The organism is Candidatus Pelagibacter sp. HIMB1495, assembly GCF_052047955.1.
Taxonomy (GTDB): Bacteria; Pseudomonadota; Alphaproteobacteria; order Pelagibacterales; family Pelagibacteraceae; genus Pelagibacter.
In genome coordinates this window covers 508,471-525,691 of the sequence record NZ_JBNAIQ010000001.1, presented here as the reverse complement: position 1 = coordinate 525,691, position 17,221 = coordinate 508,471, and the positions used below count along the sequence as shown (strand labels likewise).

14 protein-coding genes, 2 tRNA genes and 1 other RNA gene are annotated in these 17,221 nt (G+C 29.1%); 5 read left to right on the top strand and 12 right to left on the bottom strand.

The genetic code is table 11. The features are described 5' to 3' along the window. From ACTTAW_RS02740 to ACTTAW_RS02710, 7 genes are all read right to left on the bottom strand, one after another. Positions 1 to 1,692, bottom strand: coding sequence for a peptidoglycan D,D-transpeptidase FtsI family protein (locus ACTTAW_RS02740; RefSeq protein ID WP_440651032.1), 1,692 nt, complete (start codon positions 1,690 to 1,692; stop codon positions 1 to 3). Continuing rightward, on the bottom strand, positions 1,689 to 1,997 hold the full coding sequence (locus tag ACTTAW_RS02735; RefSeq protein WP_440651031.1) for a cell division protein FtsL: 309 nt from the start codon (positions 1,995 to 1,997) through the stop codon (positions 1,689 to 1,691). Before ACTTAW_RS02735 ends, ACTTAW_RS02740 begins: the two co-directional genes overlap by 4 nt. After that, positions 1,994 to 3,004 carry a 16S rRNA (cytosine(1402)-N(4))-methyltransferase RsmH gene (gene rsmH / locus ACTTAW_RS02730; RefSeq protein WP_440651030.1) on the bottom strand — a complete coding sequence of 337 codons (1,011 nt, stop codon included), beginning with the start codon at positions 3,002 to 3,004 and terminating at the stop codon, positions 1,994 to 1,996. Before rsmH ends, ACTTAW_RS02735 begins: the two co-directional genes overlap by 4 nt. 18 nt (positions 3,005 to 3,022) lie before the next feature. Next, on the bottom strand, positions 3,023 to 4,498 hold the full coding sequence (gene ftsZ, locus ACTTAW_RS02725; RefSeq protein ID WP_440651029.1) for a cell division protein FtsZ: 1,476 nt from the start codon (positions 4,496 to 4,498) through the stop codon (positions 3,023 to 3,025). A 1-nt stretch (position 4,499) separates the two neighbouring features. Then, positions 4,500 to 4,967 (bottom strand): division/cell wall cluster transcriptional repressor MraZ, encoded by a 468-nt coding sequence (gene mraZ / locus ACTTAW_RS02720; protein WP_440633823.1) that lies wholly within the window; start codon positions 4,965 to 4,967, stop codon positions 4,500 to 4,502. 263 nt (positions 4,968 to 5,230) lie between these two features. Then, an RNA gene (gene rnpB / locus ACTTAW_RS02715) (RNase P RNA component class A) lies at positions 5,231 to 5,586 on the bottom strand. Positions 5,587 to 5,627: 41 nt separating this feature from the next. Beyond that, the gene (locus tag ACTTAW_RS02710) at positions 5,628 to 6,359 is read right to left on the bottom strand and encodes an N-acetylmuramoyl-L-alanine amidase (RefSeq protein WP_440651028.1); all 732 of its coding nucleotides are present in this window, start codon (positions 6,357 to 6,359) and stop codon (positions 5,628 to 5,630) included. Between the two features lie 101 nt (positions 6,360 to 6,460). On the opposite strand from ACTTAW_RS02710, the gene ACTTAW_RS02705 reads away from it, so the two are divergent. The 3 genes from ACTTAW_RS02705 to ACTTAW_RS02695 are packed head-to-tail and all read left to right on the top strand — an operon-like array spanning position 6,461 to position 8,341. Next, the gene (locus tag ACTTAW_RS02705) at positions 6,461 to 7,267 is read left to right on the top strand and encodes an MlaA family lipoprotein (RefSeq protein WP_440651027.1); all 807 of its coding nucleotides are present in this window, start codon (positions 6,461 to 6,463) and stop codon (positions 7,265 to 7,267) included. A 13-nt stretch (positions 7,268 to 7,280) separates the two neighbouring features. Further along, positions 7,281 to 7,865 carry an MlaC/ttg2D family ABC transporter substrate-binding protein gene (locus tag ACTTAW_RS02700; RefSeq protein ID WP_440651026.1) on the top strand — a complete coding sequence of 195 codons (585 nt, stop codon included), beginning with the start codon at positions 7,281 to 7,283 and terminating at the stop codon, positions 7,863 to 7,865. Positions 7,866 to 7,870: 5 nt separating this feature from the next. After that, entirely contained in the window at positions 7,871 to 8,341 is a 471-nt protein-coding gene (locus ACTTAW_RS02695) for a hypothetical protein (protein ID WP_440651025.1), read from the top strand. 3 nt (positions 8,342 to 8,344) lie between these two features. Here ACTTAW_RS02695 and ACTTAW_RS02690 read toward each other — a convergent pair. From ACTTAW_RS02690 to ACTTAW_RS02670, 5 genes are all read right to left on the bottom strand, one after another. Then, a tRNA-Ile gene (locus ACTTAW_RS02690) sits at positions 8,345 to 8,421 on the bottom strand. Between the two features lie 58 nt (positions 8,422 to 8,479). Further along, positions 8,480 to 8,554 (bottom strand) — tRNA-Val (locus ACTTAW_RS02685). Positions 8,555 to 8,557: 3 nt separating this feature from the next. Then, entirely contained in the window at positions 8,558 to 10,381 is a 1,824-nt protein-coding gene (rpoD, locus tag ACTTAW_RS02680; protein ID WP_440651024.1) for an RNA polymerase sigma factor RpoD, read from the bottom strand. A 65-nt stretch (positions 10,382 to 10,446) separates the two neighbouring features. Then, positions 10,447 to 12,222, bottom strand: a complete 1,776-nt coding sequence (gene dnaG, locus ACTTAW_RS02675) for a DNA primase (protein WP_440651023.1) — start codon at positions 12,220 to 12,222, stop codon at positions 10,447 to 10,449. Continuing rightward, complete coding sequence (locus ACTTAW_RS02670) at positions 12,222 to 12,683, bottom strand: GatB/YqeY domain-containing protein (RefSeq protein ID WP_440651022.1); 462 nt, start codon at positions 12,681 to 12,683, stop codon at positions 12,222 to 12,224. The genes dnaG and ACTTAW_RS02670 overlap by 1 nt, the downstream gene beginning before the upstream one ends. Before the next feature lie 126 nt (positions 12,684 to 12,809). Between ACTTAW_RS02670 and carA the strand changes: the two genes are divergently transcribed. Beyond that, positions 12,810 to 14,006 (top strand): glutamine-hydrolyzing carbamoyl-phosphate synthase small subunit, encoded by a 1,197-nt coding sequence (gene carA / locus ACTTAW_RS02665; protein WP_440651021.1) that lies wholly within the window; start codon positions 12,810 to 12,812, stop codon positions 14,004 to 14,006. Then, the gene (gene carB, locus ACTTAW_RS02660; RefSeq protein WP_440651020.1) at positions 13,984 to 17,202 is read left to right on the top strand and encodes a carbamoyl-phosphate synthase large subunit; all 3,219 of its coding nucleotides are present in this window, start codon (positions 13,984 to 13,986) and stop codon (positions 17,200 to 17,202) included. The genes carA and carB overlap by 23 nt, the downstream gene beginning before the upstream one ends. The last annotated feature ends 19 nt before the right edge of the window (positions 17,203 to 17,221 follow it).

The following is a 17,221-nucleotide window of genomic DNA, read 5'->3' as shown; positions in this document are numbered from 1 at the left end:
TTAGTCAACCTGTATATATTTTGTGGCTAAAATAGGCCCAATTTTGTCAATTACTTTGCCTGCTACTTCTACTGATGTCCACCCAGCTGTATTATAAAGTGTTCCCTTCCATCCACCTTTTCTATGCCTATACTTATAATAGTAATCTTTTGATTTTTTTGGTGTATCTAACATCACAACAAATACAAATTGTGGATTTGATGTTGGAAATACCGAACTAAAAGTATTTATTTTTGCCTCTGAATATTTTCCTCCTTCTGGTTGGTCGGCTGTGCCTGTTTTGCCTCCAATTTCATAATTTTGAACATCTGCAAATCTAGCGGTACCCTCCTTTGTATTAACAATTTTTCTTAAAGCATTAACAACTTGTTCTGAAATTCCTTTATTAATTATTCTTCTGTTGTTATTTTTTTTATTATTTTCCTTAAAAACCAATGTTGGTTTTACTTCATAGCCACCATTAGCCAAAATAGCATATCCTTTCGCTAGCTGAAGAATGGTTGTTGCTACTCCATGACCGAAAGAGGCTGTTGCCAATCTACATTTTCCAAAATCATAGTCAATTTGAGGTGCCACTTCTTCAATGTCAAAATTGATCTGTTTCAATACTCCAATATCCTCTAAAAAAGATTTAAATTTTTCTGGACCAACTTTTTGTGCAATTCGTACAGATCCTATGTTTCCAGATCTAACTAAAATTTGCTCAGCAGTTAAATCTGAAGGTATTTCATTATCATATTCTCCAATTCTATATCTGTCACACTTAATTGATTTTGGTAAATCTAAAAATTCTGTATCTGGTTCAATTAATTTTTCATTTAAAGCACTTGCAAAAGTAAAAACCTTAAAAACTGAACCAAGTTCATATGTTCCTTTTGTTACTCTATTAATATAATTTACATCTGAGATATTTTTTCTCTCATTTGGATTAAAATCAGGTAACGAAACTAAAGAGAGTATATTGCCATTATTAACATCCATTAAAATTGCTGCACTTCCTTTGCTTTTAAAAATTTCCTGATATTTTAATAATTCTTTTCTAATTAAAAATTGAATGTCTTTATCAACAGTTAATTTAATTGGGTCTCTAGATAATCTGAGATTTTCATTTAAAGATTTTTCTAATCCAGAAATACCATTATTATCATTATCTATTTGTCCTAAAATATGACTAAAAAGATTTTTCTGTGGATACATTCTAAGCACTTTTTCTTCAGGGATAAGAGATTTATCTCCTAACTTCATAATTTGCTCATATTTTTCCTCTGAAATTTTTTTCTCTAAATAAAAAAACTTTTTGTTTTCTATTTTTTTTTCAATTTCATTAAAATCTTTGTTTGGGAAAATAATTTTTAGACTTAACAGTAATTTTTCTTTACTAATTATGTCTGAAGTTTTAAGACCAACATCAACGGACTTAACCGTTTTTGCTAAATAATTTCCATTAATATCTAAAATATCTGCTCTATAAAGATCACTACTGAAAGGAACTGTGATGCTTGTATTTTCAATTTTTGCCTCTCGAGATCCTAAATGAATTAAATGTATTGTGTATATTGAAAAAATAACAAAAAAGACAAAAAAAATAAAAGCAACTCGATTAAATTGAATATTTAATCCAGTATTGCTTTTTTTATAATCAAAATCATTTTTGTGATCTTCAATTGTTAATCTTTCTTTGAAATTGCTCATTTTTCCTTAGTTATTTTATAATCATCTAATTTATTTACATTTTCTGAAATATTATAAATTTTAATATCTTCTATTTTTTTTTGAACTAATTGATCTTCAAAATATAAAGATTGATATTCTAATAATTTTTCAGCAGAACTTAGATAATCATATTCCAACTGAATATTTTCTAAATCTGATTTTAAAAGTCTTACACTTTCTTTATAAGCAAATATTTTATCTTCGATTTTTTTTGTGGTATTTTTGATAATTGCTGTGGTCAAAACTAAAATTATAATTGTTAATGCTAGTAATAATTTTTTCAAAGTTTATCTCCAAACTTTTCTATTTCTAAAAAATTTTTAAATTTTTCCTCTACATCCGTGTCAAAATTAAAGAAATCACTTTTCTTAATTGCATATCTTAGTTTTGCAGATCTCGAAGGAGGATTTTCTTTTATCTCAAGATCAGATGGAACAATTGGTTTTTTTTGACTTAAATTAAAAAGAGTTTCTTTTTGTTCTGTTTGAGGTGTGTATCTTGAAATACTTTTATTTTGAGAAAGACTTTTTAAAAAATATTTTACAATTTTATCTTCTAAAGAGTGAAACGTAACGACAGCTAAAACACCTCCTTTTTTTAGTACTTTTGTAGCATTTATCAGTCCATAAATTAATTCGCTTATTTCTTTGTTTACAAAAATTCTAAGAGCTTGAAAAACTTTAGTTGAATTATGAACTTTAAAATTCTTTCTTATTTTTGATTTATCAACAATTTTAATTAAACCCTGTGTATCAATTTTCTTATTTAATCTTTCTTTTATAATATTTTTAGAAATATATTTCGCATCTTTTTCATCTCCAAAGTATTTAAAAATTTTCTCCAACTCTTTTGCATTAAGTTTATTTATAGCATCAGCAGCTGAATAGTTATTTAAACCCAATTGCATATTTAAATCTGTCATTGAGTTAAAAGATAATCCTTTTTTTGGATCTTTCATTTGTGTTAATGAATATCCAAGATCAAAAATAACACCTTTGATATTTTCGTTCTTAATTTTTAAATTAGTTAATTGACTGAATTTTAAATTTTTGAAAACAAATCTATCTTCAAAATCATTTAAAATTGAATTTGCAATTTTTTGACTTTCAATATCCCTATCAAGTCCTATTACCTTTGTATTTTCAAACTCTAGTATTTTTTTTGAATATCCACCTTGACCAAATGTACAGTCTATAAATGTGCCACCATGTTGAGGGGTGATAACGCTAATAATTTCTTTTAGCAGTACAGGATAATGTTTTTGCACATCCGGTACTATGGTGGCTTCCATTTATTTCTTTGAAGACCATTAATTTTTTTGTCTTCTTAGGAAAGCAGGAATTTCAAGATCATCTTCATCTTCTTGATCCTCAGAATTCAACAAATCTGAAGGTGAAGAGTTTTCACTTTCTGAGCTAAATAAATCTGGAGAGTCAGAATCTACGCCAAACTCCTTTAGATCGTTTGATGGTTCTTCTTGAACATTTTCATCATTATTTTTTTCTTCAAATGTTTCTACTGCTTCTTGAGTAAAAGATTTTTCCATTTCATTTACAGTGCTGTCTTCGACAATGTTTTCTGTTATTACACTGTTTTCTGAAGTGAAATTTTCGTTCATCATATTGTTTTCAACGCTTACTTGCTCTTGTTCTTGAACCATTTCATTCTCAACCTTAAGAGCGTTAGCACCATGAGTAATTGGGCTTGATGAATTTGAAAAATTAAATGCAGGAGACCCCATATTTGAAAAATCAGAGTAACCAGGATTACGATTTTGTATTCTATGCACCATATTTACTACTGATTTAGATTCAGGTTGTTGTCCATCTAATGAAGTTGCAACAATTGAAACTCTCATTTTTCCGTCTAAGTCAGCATCAGTTATTGCTCCTATAATTAACTCAGCTTCTGGATCAACCTCTGCTCTTACTTTGTTAACTGCTTCATCAACTTCAAAAAGTTTTAAGTCTTTACCACCAGTGATATTTACTAGTAACCCTTTAGCACCCTTTAAAGTATAATCGTCAATTAATGGATTGCTGATTGCCATCTCTGCAGCTTTAAGTGCTCTACCTTCACCTTCAGCTTCTCCAGTTCCCATCATTGCTTTACCCATTGAAGCCATTACAGTTTCAACATCAGCAAAATCAAGATTAATTAACCCAGGTCTTACCATTAAATCTGTAATACTCTGTACTCCATGCATCAAAACATTATTTGAAAGATTAAAAGACTCTTCAAAAGTTGTTTGTTCATTTGCAATTTTAAATAAGTTTTGGTTTGGAATTACAATTATAGTATCCACATGTTTTCTTAATTCTTCCAATCCTTGTTGTGCTCTCCTCATTCTAGAGGGGCCTTCATATAAAAATGGAAGAGTCACAACACCTACAGTTAATATATTTAATTCTTTAGCAGCTCTAGCGATGACATGAGCAGCACCAGTGCCCGTTCCACCACCCATACCAGCTGCAATGAAAACCATATTTGCACCTTGAAGTGTATTTACAATTTCATTTAAAGATTCATCGGCAGCCGCTTGTCCTATATCTAATTTTGCACCTGCACCTAAACCCTTAGTTAAATTTAAACCAATTTGAATTCTAGTTTTTGCTTTGCTTAACTTTAAATCTTGAGCATCTGTATTTACAGCAATAAACTCTACTCCCTGAAGTTTATTATCAATCATTTCATTTATTGCGTTTCCTCCAGCTCCACCTACTCCTAAAACTAAAAGTCGTGGCTGAAGTTCTTTTATCTCTGGTGCTTTAAAGTTAATTGTCATCTTATTTCCCCTCGTTGTTGTTTAAATGTTTTTCCCATTTAAGACTTGCTCGATTTAAATTTGCTTTTTTTCTTGCTGATGTCTTAAATTTTTCAAAAGCTGTTGGTTCCCAAATTTGAAAAGTTTGACCTTGACCAACAAACAACATGCTATTTTTTATTTTTGCATGTTTTAATAATTTTGATGAAAGAGAAATTCTACCTTCACTATCAAACTGTAAATTAGTGCTTTCAGCTAATATTGATGTTGCAAAATAATCTCTTTTTTCCTCAAAAGGATTTAAAGAGTCTATCGCTGAGGAAATTTTTTCAATTCTGTCTTGAGAACATGCTTCTATCGAGGAATTATTGAAAGATGGATAACAAATTACCCCATTATAACCTAAATTGGACAAGTGAGATCTGAAGCTAGCAGGCACAGATACTCTCCCCTTTTTGTCTAATTTGTTCTCGTAAGTAGATAAAAACATAAATTTTTAATTTTATAAATTCCATAAATGGGAATATTTGGGAATATATGGGTATTTAAAATGATAGTCAAATATTGATTCTTTGCTCAATTAAAGTCATTTTTTCAGGAAAATTTAAAGTAATTGTTTGAAATTAACGAGCCTTTTCACTTATTTGTTTGCTGAGATAATAAGGATGCTTATTCAAGCTCTATTTACATTTATGCTTCTAGCTATAAAGATAATTTTATTGATATTTTATTTTTTCGTTTTTTAAACTGTGAAGTGCCAGATAAACTATAAGCCGGGTTCTGTCATTTAAACCTATCATTTGTCTAGGCTTAAGATCACTCTTAAGCTCAAGCAACTAACCCTGATGACTAGCCAAGGACGGCTTTTAGTTTTGCAACAATGTCATCTCTACTTAGTCTTGCTCCCAGTGGGGTTTTCCAGCGTTCATTGTTACCAATAGAACCGGTGTGCTCTTACCACACCTTTTCACCCTTGCCATGTTATGGCGGTTTATTTTCTGTGGCACTATCCCTAGGGTTTCCCCCGCCAGGTATTACCTGGCACTGTGTCCTTGTAGAGCCCGGACTTTCCTCTTTAAAAAATTTAAAGCGATAAGTCATTTATCTGGCATAATAAACTTATTATTAAACTTTAAAATTACAAGATAAATTAATTAAGCTTTTTTATTAATTTTTCGCTTATTAATAAACATTCTTTATCAATTTTGCCATTTACTAGTTCCTGTCTAAATCTCCTTTGAAATGCAAATGTGATGATTTTGTTATATTTATTTTTATTTATTTTTGAGTTTCTGGGATAACCAATTTTATAAAGGTTATTGATAAATTTTAATTTTAATAAATTATTTAATTTAAATTTTCTAAATATCTCAATTTCTTTTAAATTTAAATTATGCCATATCCCTATTTTATTTTTTGATAACAATTCCCATGGAAATTTCTCGCCAGGATCCAACTTCCTATCTGGTGCTATGTCAGAATGACCTAATATTGATTTAGAATTAATTTTAAATTTTTTAACTAAATACTTTGTTATTTTTATCAATGAGTAAATTTGTTTATTTGAAAATTTTTTGTATTTAAATTCATGACCAGGATTGGTTATTTCAATTCCAATAGAATTTTTGTTTAAGGATTTAAATTTTTTCCAACTAGAAATTCCTGCATGCCAAGCTTGATAATTTTCAGGTACCATTTTTATTATGTCACCATTATTTTTAATTAAATAATGACAGCTAACCTTGGAGTTTTGATCTAATAATTTGTCTATTGCTTTTTTTTCAGATTTCATTCCAGTGTAGTGAAAAACTATAAATTTTATTTCACTTTTTTTTCTTTTTTTAGGATCAAAATTTGGAGAATAATTTAGTGTTATTTTCATACTCAATTTGGGTACAAATTTAGGCTATTTATTAACAATTTGTCGTCACTTTTGAAATTTAATTCTACTTTAATATTAAATTTTATATAATATAAATTCGCATGTTAAAAAAACTAACCATTTTAATATTTTCTCTATTCCTAATTGCATTTAATGCTAATGCAGCTTCTGATGGCGAGCTAGCTCTAGAAAACAATAAATCTGAAACTGAAAATATAAAAGATTGTTTTGAAAAGCTTAACAGAGCAACATTTTCTTTTAATCAAGGCGTTGATAAAGCAGTAATTAAACCAATAGCAAAAGGATACAGAAAGTTGCCAGATAAAGTTCAAAAAGGAACTAGCAACGCTGTAAAAAATTTATCTAACTTAGTTACTATACCAAATAATGTTTTGCAGGGTGATATTAAAACTGCGATTATAAATACAGCTCGATTAGCAGTTAATACAACTGTTGGATTATTAGGAACCATTGATGTAGCTAACAAAATGGGTTTTCCTAAATATGAAAAAGAGGATTACGGGCAAACTCTTGGCAAATGGGGCTTTGGTCCAGGTTGTTATTTAGTGCTTCCAGTTCTAGGTCCTTCTACTATTAGAGACACGACAGGATCTTTTGCAAATATTATGGGTGGAGATCCTTGGTACAATGCTTCAGTGCATGGAAATAATGAGTTTTTAAGTGAAGGTGCTTATATTGCCTCAAAAGCAATCACTGGAATTGAATTTAGAGCAAATAATATTGAATCTTTTGAAAACCTTGAAAAAAACTCTATAGATTTTTATGCATCAGTCAGAAGTTTATACTTACAGGATAGGGAAAATAAAATTAAAAATGTACAACAAGGAAACGTGGAAGTCATATATGAAGATGATGACGGCTGGGAAGAAATTGAAACAAACAAATAACTAATCTAAAAATATGAAAAAAATAATTATCTTATTATTGTTATTAAACTTTAATTTTACAAACTCTTTCTCTATGGAGGCAGATGTCTTTGTACAGTCCACGGTAAATAGAGCTGCTGAAACTTTAGGTGGAGGATTAACAAAAGAAGAAAGAATGGATAAATTAAAAAAAATAGCTTTAGATACTGTCGATATAAAAGGTATTGGTTTTTATTCGCTTGGAGTTCATAGAAAAAGTGCATCAGATAAACAAAAGAAAGAATATGAAAAAGCATTTGCAGAATATTTTCTTCAAAGTTTTTCAAGCAGATTGGCAGAGTATTCTAATCCAATCATAAACGTAGATTCAAAGAAAAAAATAAACGAAAATTACACAATAGTTTCTAGTACACTAGCAGCCACAGATAAGAGACCTGCTGTTAAAATAGATTGGAGAGTATATACAAAGAATAAAGATCAACCTTTAATTAGAGATCTTATAATTGAAGGTTTAAGTTTAGCGAGAACTCAAAAAGAAGAATTTAATTCAATTATTCTTAGTGCAGATGGTGATATCAATGCATTAATTTTAAAACTAAAAGAGTTTTCAAATAGTTAATTAGTTTGAAAATTAAAACCAAATCAGTACTCTTAATTTCAGCGTTAACCTCTTCGGCTTTTTTAATTTATGCTTTGTATAAAGGTATAATTTTACACTTTGTAAATGAAGCATTAGAAGATACTTTTGTAGGTGGTAACACTTCTAATATTTCAATAATTTTGTGGTTTATAATTTCTGGGATTTTAATGCTTATAACTTCCATGTTTCTTTTTTTTTTAAAAATAAAAGATTTAAAAAGTCAAAAAATTATTGTTATAGGTTTAATATTCTTTTGGTTTACAGTCTCTTTTTTTTCAATATTCATATCTTTTTCAAATTTGTGGATTACGTTACTTACATCATCAATTGGAATTATTTCATTTTTAGCGTCGAAAAATCTTAAAAAAGAAATTATTGCTGAATTAAATAAAAAAGGGTTAACTGAAAAAGAAATATATCTTTTGCAAAAACTTGCTGGAATTTCAAAAAAATGAATTTGGTGGGCCCGCCAGGACTCGAACCTGGGACCAATACATTATGAGTGTACTGCTCTAACCAACTGAGCTACAGGCCCAAAACATTTGTTAGTTATATCATTTTTATCAAGTTATCAATTAAAGATAAATCAATAATGGTGGGCCGTGTTGGTTACGCTCCAACTACCCCTGCAATGTCAATGCAGTACTCTACTATTGAGCTAACGGCCCAATCTAACTTTCCAAGAAACTTTTTAGTTGTTTAGATCTACTTGGGTGCTTTAATTTTCTAAGTGCCTTGGCCTCGATCTGCCTAATTCTTTCTCTTGTTACAGAAAACTGTAAACCTACTTCCTCTAAAGTGTGATCGGTATTCATACCTACACCAAATCTCATTCTTAATACTCTTTCCTCTCTTGGGGTTAATGTAGATAAAATTTTTGTAGTTGCCTCTCCAAGGTTAGATTTAATAGCTTGCTCTAATGGAGCTAAAGCTTTTGTATCTTCTATAAAGTCTCCTAAACTACTATCTTCTTCATCGCCAACTGGTTTTTCAAGAGAAACTGGTTCTTTAGAAATTTTTAATACTTTTCTAACTTTGTCTAACGGCATTCTTAATTTTTGTGCCAACTCTTCTGGAGTTGCTTCTCTTCCAAACTCACTAAGTATTAACCTTTGAGTTCTGACAATTTTGTTTATAGTTTCAATCATATGAACAGGTATACGAATTGTTCTTGCTTGGTCTGCAATTGATCTAGTAATTGCTTGTCTGATCCACCATGTCGCATAAGTAGAAAATTTATATCCTCTTCTGTATTCAAACTTATCAACTGCTTTCATCAAACCAATATTACCTTCTTGAATTAAATCTAAAAATTGCAGTCCTCTATTTGTGTATTTTTTAGCTATTGAAATTACCAATCTAAGATTAGCTTCGACCATCTCTTTTTTTGCTATTCTGGATTCTTTTTCACCTTTTTGAATTCTACTCACTAATTTTTTAAAATCAGTAACTGAAATTCCAAGTTTGTGACTTATTTCAATAAGTCTTTCTCTAATATTTTTAAATTCTTCTTTATTTTTCGCAAAAAATTGCTTCCAGACTGAATTTGTATCTAAGAATTTTTTAAGATTTGGATTTATTTCATTGCCAACATAAAATTTTATAAATTCATTTCTTGGTATTTTTTGATCCATTGCAAGTCTTAAAAGATTTCCTTCTAAAGAAATAATTTTTTTATTCTCAACATAATGTTTTTGAACAAGTTCTTCCAAAACAGACGGAGAAAGCTGAAGTGATTTAATATTTTCTAAAATATCATTTACAATTTTTTCGTAACCTTTTTCCTTTGCAGGTGTAAAGTTTTGAGAATTTAAAACACAATCTAACTTTTCTTTCTGATACTTAATTAGTTTTGTATATTCTTTAGTTAATGTGTTTACTGTTTTTAATACTTTAGGTTTAATTTCTGTCTCCATTGCAGCAAGAGTAGGATTAAAATCGTCATCTTCATCTGAAGACCCATCTTCTTTATCTGTTTCACCAGCATTTTTTTGTTTAGCGCTTGGTCCTGTTGACTCATCTTCCATATAATTTGTATCGATATCTATAATTTCTCGAACTAATATTTCATCTTTTTGAAGTTTTTCATTCCACTCAAAAAATTGTTGTGCTGTTATTGGACTTTGTGATAATGCAATTAACATTACATCTTTTCCAGCCTCTATTCTTTTTGCAATTGCAATTTCACCTTCTCTTGAAAGTAACTCAACACCTCCCATTTCACGCAAATACATTCTGATAGGGTCGTCACTTTTCTCAATTGTTTTGCCTTCTTCCTTATTTGAATTTTCTTTTTTTCTCAGTACTTTAAAATCTGATTTTTTTTCAACTAATGAAATATTTTCATCTAAGATATGGATAAAAGCTTGAGCAAGATTTTCATCTGATAAATTTCTTTTACCTAATGATTTGCTAAGTTCCTCATACGTTATAAAACCTCTATGGGTTCCACGACCCATTAATCTAGCAAATGATTTTGTAATAATTCTTTCCACAGCGATAAAGTTGAAAGACTTATATAATGTCAAATCTGTAAAAATCCATCACAAATTTGTCCAGATTAATTAAGATTCTGCTTTTTTTTGAGCTCTTTTAGCTCATTAAATGTGCTCTCGCTCATATCGACCGAGAACTTCGATTCTAATTCTTGAATTCTAAACTCAAGATCATAATTCCTTAAATCTCTTGAAATATCTTCAAGCAATTCAATGATTTTCTGCTCATCTTCAGTATTATTTTTTAAAATATATTTTATTGGGGCAAATTTATTTATTTTTTCAATTATCTGACTATCCAAATTTAAGTCCTGAACAGCTATTTGATTTTCAGATTTTAAAATTTGAATTATTTGATTAAAGATTTTTTTATTAAATTCAGTAAATAATTTAATATTTTCAATTAAATGAAAATTTGATTGCATTAAATTTAAATTATTAATTATCAAATAAATTAAAGAAAATTCTTTAAGCTCAACACCAGATAAGGATTGACTTTCATTGTAATACTTCTTGGTAGCATCTAAAGATTTGGTTGGTTTTTTATAAGATTTTTTATTTTTTTGATTTGAATAAGGCGTTAATTCTGAAATTTTCTCTAAAAAATATTCTAATGTATATTTTTTAATATAATCATCCTTAATAGTGTTAGCTACCTCTCTTAATCTTTTTTCAAAAATTGCCATGGAAGAAGGGTTATTTTCGGTTTGTTTTTTATAGTGACTAAAAATAAATTGATGAATTGATAACTTAGATTGTTTTGTAAATTCTATGAAATTAGCTTTACCTTTTTTATTTACATAACTGTCAGGGTCTTCTTTATTTGGTAAAAATAGGAATGAAATTTGTTTTTCCGGTTTTAATTCTTTAATTGAATTTTCTGCAGCTCTTAATGCTGCTTTATAACCACTTTCATCACCATCAAAGCATATAATTATATCATCAAAAAATTGGTTAAGAATTTGAATTTGTTTATCAGTTAGTGAGGTACCAAGATTTGCAACAGCATTATCAATTCCATTTTTACTTAAGCCTACAACATCCATATAGCCTTCGACTAAATAAATATGATCAACTTTATTTGATAATTTTCTAGCTAAATCTAGATTATATAAATTTGATCCTTTTTTAAAAAATAAAGTTTCAGGTGAGTTAATATATTTTGCAAGGTAATCTAGGTTTTCTATTATTCTTCCACCTAAAGCAATTGGTTGACCAGTTATGTTATTAATTGGAAAAATTAATCTTCCTTTAAATCTTTCTACATGAATTTTCTTTTTTTCATCTAAATAAAATAACCCGGTTTCAATTAAAGTTTGTTCACTATATTTATTTTTTAATTGATCGAATATTTTTGGATTTTTTTCCACGTATCCCATTTTAAATTTTTTTACGTCTTCTTTACTTAAAGATCGATTTTTTAAATATTCTCTAGCATTTGAATATTTTTCATTTTTAATTAATTCATTATGGTAAAAATCAACATATTCATTAAAGATTAATTTATATTCATTCCACTTTTTTTCTCTTTCTTCATCTTTTTTTGAAAACAAATAAGGTTGCATTCCTGCTAGTTGCGCCAAATGTTTAACTGCTTCTCCAAACTTTAAATTTTGAGTTTTCATTATAAAATCAAAAATATTTCCATGTTCTGATGTAGCAAAACAATGATAAAATTCTTTTTCATCATTAATTGTAAATGAAGGTGTTTTTTCGTTTTTAAATGGAGATAATCCTACAAATTCTTTACCTCTTTTTTTTAATGAAACTGTTTTTGAAACGACCGTTGATACTTTCAAACGTGTCTTAATTTCATCTAAATACTCTTTGGGGTATTTCATCAACTGTTCAATAATCCCTTAATTATTAATCCAGCTTTAGAAAAATCAATTTCATCAGAATGAGATTTCTTTAACTCACCCATTATTTTGCCCATATCTTTAATAGAACTAGCACCCAACTTGGTTATTAATTCGGCACATAATTTTTTGGTATCTTCTTCGCTAATCTGTTTGGGTAAAAAACTTGTTAAAATATCATATTCATTCTGTTCAACTTCTAATAAATCTGTTCTGTTGTTTTTTTTATAAATCTCAATAGATTCGGCTCGTTGTTTGACCATTTTTTTAAGAAGTTTTTTTATGTCCTTATCATCTGTGTCTTTTTTGTTGGGGCCAGAACGGTTCGCAATATCTAAATCTTTAATAGAAGATAAAATTAACCTGTAGGTTGATATTTTGTTTTTATCTTTCGATTTTAGAGCATTTTTATATTCGTTTTCGATAGTGTTCTTTAATGACATAATTTTTTAATCTACTTCAAAGAAAAAATTCTTCAAAAGAAAAATTGTTTTTTTACAATTTTATAATACATCTCTGTTGCGATAATAAAGCAATTATTGTATTAACCTTTAACTCATGAGTTGTAATTGATCAAAAATTCAAAAAAAATTAACTCAAAAAATATTAATCAAATTAATACTGGCGTTTTAGTTCTTGAAAATAAGAAGGTATTTAAAGGAATTGGTATTGGTTATGAAGGAGAGGCAACTGGAGAAGTATGTTTCAACACTTCTTTAACAGGTTACCAAGAAATAATCTCTGATCCATCTTATGCAGGGCAAATTATTAATTTTACATTTCCTCACATTGGAAATGTAGGCACCAACAAAGAAGATTTAGAGTCTGATAAAATATGGACCAAAGGAGTAATTTTTAATTCAGAAATAACAGATCCATCAAACTATAGAGCTTTTTTACATTTAGATGCATGGCTTAAGAAAAACAAAATTGTTGGTTTAACTGGTCTCGATACTAGAAGTTTAACTAATTTTATTCGAGATAAAGGAGCACCAAAAGGAACCATTGCTTTCTCGAAAAAACAAAAATTCAATATAAGTAAACTAACAAATACTACTTTGAAATGGAGTGGGTTAAAAAATCTAGATCTCGCTAAAGAAGTATCAACTCCAAAAAATTATATTTGGAAGGGTTTTAAAACTTGGAAAAAGAAAGATGGATTTGTAAAAAATAAAAAAAGTCAATTTCATGTTGTTGCAATAGATTATGGAATTAAAAAAAATATTTTAAGATATTTTTCTGATTTTAATTGTAAAGTGACAATAGTACATTGCAAAACATCTGCTGAAAAAATTTTAAGTCTTAAACCAAATGGAATATTTTTATCAAACGGTCCTGGAGATCCAGCTGCTACAGGAAAGTATGCGATAAATATAATTAAAAACCTTATTAAAAAAAATATTCCAATATTTGGCATTTGTTTGGGTCACCAGATTCTTGCTTTAGCACTTGGTGGTAAAACAAAAAAAATGAAGTTAGGTCATAGAGGTGCAAATCATCCTGTAAAAAATTTAATTCATGAAAATGTAGAGATCACTAGTCAAAACCATGGCTTTGAAGTTGTTGAAGAAATGTTACCAAAAAATATTGAAGTCACTCATAAATCATTATTTGATAATAGTATTGAGGGGATTAAGTTAAAAAATAAACCTGTATTTTCAGTTCAATATCACCCTGAATCTAATCCTGGACCACAAGATAGTGTCTATTTATTTAAAGAATTTATTAACAATATGAAAAAAAATGCCAAAAAGAAAAGATCTTAAAAAAATATTAGTAGTAGGTGCTGGTCCAATTATTATTGGCCAAGCATGTGAGTTTGATTATTCAGGAACACAAGCTTGTAAAGCTTTAAAAGATGAAGGTTATAAAGTTGTTTTAATTAATTCTAACCCTGCAACCATCATGACAGATCCAGATGTAGCAGATAAAACTTATATAGAGCCAATCACCTTAGAGGTTCTAGAGAAAATTCTTATAAAAGAAAAACCAGATGCAATTCTACCAACAATGGGAGGCCAAACTGCTCTTAACCTTGCAATGGAAGCAGAGAAAAAAGGAATATTAAAAAAATACAAAATAGAACTTATTGGCGCAAATTCTAAAGCAATTTCTAATGCTGAAGATCGAAAGAAATTTAGAAAAAATATGATTGATATTGGTTTAGATTTACCAAAATCAGAAATTGTAAATAATATCAATCAAGCTTCTAAAGTTCTAAATAAAATTGGTTTGCCCGCAATCATTAGACCTGCATTTACCCTAGGTGGTCTAGGTGGTGGAATAGCAAAGAATAAAAAAGAATATCTTAAAATTATAAAAAATGGATTACACGAGTCACCAGTTAGCCAGGTTCTCGTAGAAGAATGTCTAGAAGGCTGGAAAGAATTTGAGATGGAGGTTGTAAGAGACAAAAAAGACAACTGTATAATTATATGTTCAATAGAAAATATTGATCCAATGGGAATTCATACTGGAGACTCTGTAACTGTAGCTCCAGCTTTAACTCTTACTGACAAAGAATACCAGGTTATGAGAAATGCTTCTATTGCATGTTTAAGAAAGATTGGGGTTGAGACAGGTGGGTCTAATGTTCAATTTGCAATAAATCCAAAAAATGGACGAATGGTTGTTATCGAGATGAATCCTAGAGTGTCTAGATCATCAGCACTTGCATCTAAAGCAACTGGATTTCCAATTGCAAAAGTAGCAGCAAAGCTCGCGGTTGGTTATACATTAGACGAACTTAAAAATGAGATTACAAAAGTAACACCCGCTTCTTTTGAACCAAGTATTGATTATGTTGTCACTAAAATACCAAGATTTACTTTTGAAAAATTTTCTACCTCACCAGCAACATTGGGTACTTCAATGAAATCTGTTGGAGAAGCAATGGCTATTGGAAGAAATTTCAAAGAGTCTGTTCAAAAAGCATTAGTCTCCTTAGAAACTGGTTTTTCTGGTTTAGACCAAATATTCAATTTAAACAAAAAGCAACTAGAAAAAAAACTTAAAGAACATATTCCAAATAAAATGCTTCTTGTTGCTGAGGCAATTAGAAAAAAAATCAATTTAAAAAGAATTTACAGTTTATCTAAAATTGATCCTTGGTTCTTAGGACAAATTAAAGAAATTGTTGATAACGAGTTAGTTATTAAAAAAAGAGGTCTTCCAAAAGATTATAATGAATTTAATAGAATTAAATCTATTGGTTTTTCTGACAAAAAGTTAGCTGAGCTTACTAATTCCTCAGAAGATATGGTAAGAAGAAAGCGAACAGCTCTAAAAGTGCTACCTGTATACAAAAAAGTTGATACCTGTGCTGCTGAATTTAAATCATTTACGCCTTACATGTACTCAACTTATCAAAGAAATTTTTCAATAAGTTCTGAGTGTGAAGCAGATCCATCAAGTAGAAAGAAAATAATAATTCTAGGTGGTGGCCCTAACAGAATAGGCCAAGGGATTGAATTTGATTATTGCTGTTGTCAGGCAAGTTTTTCATTAAAAGACGCAGGTTTTGAAACCATCATGGTTAATTGTAACCCTGAAACTGTATCTACTGATTATGATACGAGTGACCGGTTATATTTTGAACCTTTGAAAGAAGAGTATGTATTTAACATTATTAAAAAAGAACAAGAAAAAGGAAATTTAATAGGAGTTATTGCTCAGTTTGGAGGACAAACTCCAATTAAGCTTGCTAAATTTTTAAATGATAACAAACTTCCAATTTTAGGAACACAATATAACTCAATAGATTTAGCAGAAGATCGAGATCAATTTAGAAATTTATTAATTAAATTAAATTTAAAACAAGCAGATAGTGGAATTGCAAAAACATTCAAAGAGGCAATTAAAATATCTGAAAAAATTGGTTTACCACTAGTGGTTAGACCTTCATATGTTTTGGGTGGAAGAGCAATGGAAATTGTTCATGAAAAAAGTCAATTGAAAAACTTTGTTGAAGAAGCATTTAAAGCTGCTGAAGAAAATCCAATTCTAATAGATAAATTTCTAGATCATGCAATGGAAGTTGATGTAGATGCTATTAGTGATGGTAAAGATGTTTATGTAGCAGGTATCATGCAACATATTGAAGAGGCAGGAATTCATTCTGGGGACTCAGCATGTAGTTTGCCACCGGTATCTATTAAACCATATTTAATTAAAGAAATTGAAAACCAAACAAAGAAACTAGCTCTAGCTTTAAAAGTAAAAGGTTTTATGAATATTCAATATGCAATCAAGAAAGATGAAATTTATATTATTGAAGTAAACCCACGTGCTAGTCGAACTGTACCTTTTGTATCAAAAGCAAAAGGAATTCCACTTGCAAAGATTGCATCAAGAATAATGGCTGGTGAAAAACTTTCTAAATTTAATCTTAAAGATAAATCAAAAGGAATGTATGCAGTAAAAGAAGCTGTATTTCCTTTTAATAAATTTCCTAATAGCGATTTGCTGTTAGGACCTGAGATGAAATCTACAGGTGAAGTAATGGGCTTTGATAAAGATTTTGGAATGGCTTTTGCTAAAAGTCAGATTGCTGCAGCCAACTCACTTCCAAAAGAAGGTCTTGCATTTATATCTTTGAAAGATTCTCATAAAGACGAAGGTATTGATTTAGCAAGACAGCTAATAGAGCTTAACTTTAAATTATGTGCAACAAAAGGTACTGCTGAATACATAAAAAAACATGGCATGAAATGTAAAATTATAAACAAAGTAAGTAGTGGTAGTCCTCACATTGTAGATGTTTTAGATTCCAATAAAATTGCACTTGTAATTAATACTGGTGGTGGAAACAGTGAGCACAGATTAAATGATGCTATTGCACTAAGAAGAGCAACTCTTAAAAATAAAGTTCCATATTGTACAAACATGTCTACTGCTCTAGCATGTTTAGAAGCAATTAAATCTTTAAAAACTAAAAAGCTAGAAGTTCAAGCTATTCAATAAATATCTATAAAAAAATTAT

Excerpts from the sequence above, each read along its gene's own strand:
- mraZ (WP_440633823.1), bottom strand. The coding sequence starts at position 4,967 with ATGTTTTTATCTACTTACGAGAACAAATTAGACAAAAAGGGGAGAGTA.
- ACTTAW_RS02710 (WP_440651028.1), bottom strand. The coding sequence starts at position 6,359 with ATGAAAATAACACTAAATTATTCTCCAAATTTTGATCCTAAAAAAAGA.
- ACTTAW_RS02705 (WP_440651027.1), top strand. The coding sequence starts at position 6,461 with ATGTTAAAAAAACTAACCATTTTAATATTTTCTCTATTCCTAATTGCA.
- ACTTAW_RS02670 (WP_440651022.1), bottom strand. The coding sequence starts at position 12,683 with ATGTCATTAAAGAACACTATCGAAAACGAATATAAAAATGCTCTAAAA.
- ACTTAW_RS02740 (WP_440651032.1), bottom strand. The coding sequence starts at position 1,692 with ATGAGCAATTTCAAAGAAAGATTAACAATTGAAGATCACAAAAATGAT.
- ftsZ (WP_440651029.1), bottom strand. The coding sequence starts at position 4,498 with ATGACAATTAACTTTAAAGCACCAGAGATAAAAGAACTTCAGCCACGA.
- carB (WP_440651020.1), top strand. The coding sequence starts at position 13,984 with ATGCCAAAAAGAAAAGATCTTAAAAAAATATTAGTAGTAGGTGCTGGT.
- rsmH (WP_440651030.1), bottom strand. The coding sequence starts at position 3,004 with ATGGAAGCCACCATAGTACCGGATGTGCAAAAACATTATCCTGTACTG.
- ACTTAW_RS02700 (WP_440651026.1), top strand. The coding sequence starts at position 7,281 with ATGAAAAAAATAATTATCTTATTATTGTTATTAAACTTTAATTTTACA.
- dnaG (WP_440651023.1), bottom strand. The coding sequence starts at position 12,222 with ATGAAATACCCCAAAGAGTATTTAGATGAAATTAAGACACGTTTGAAA.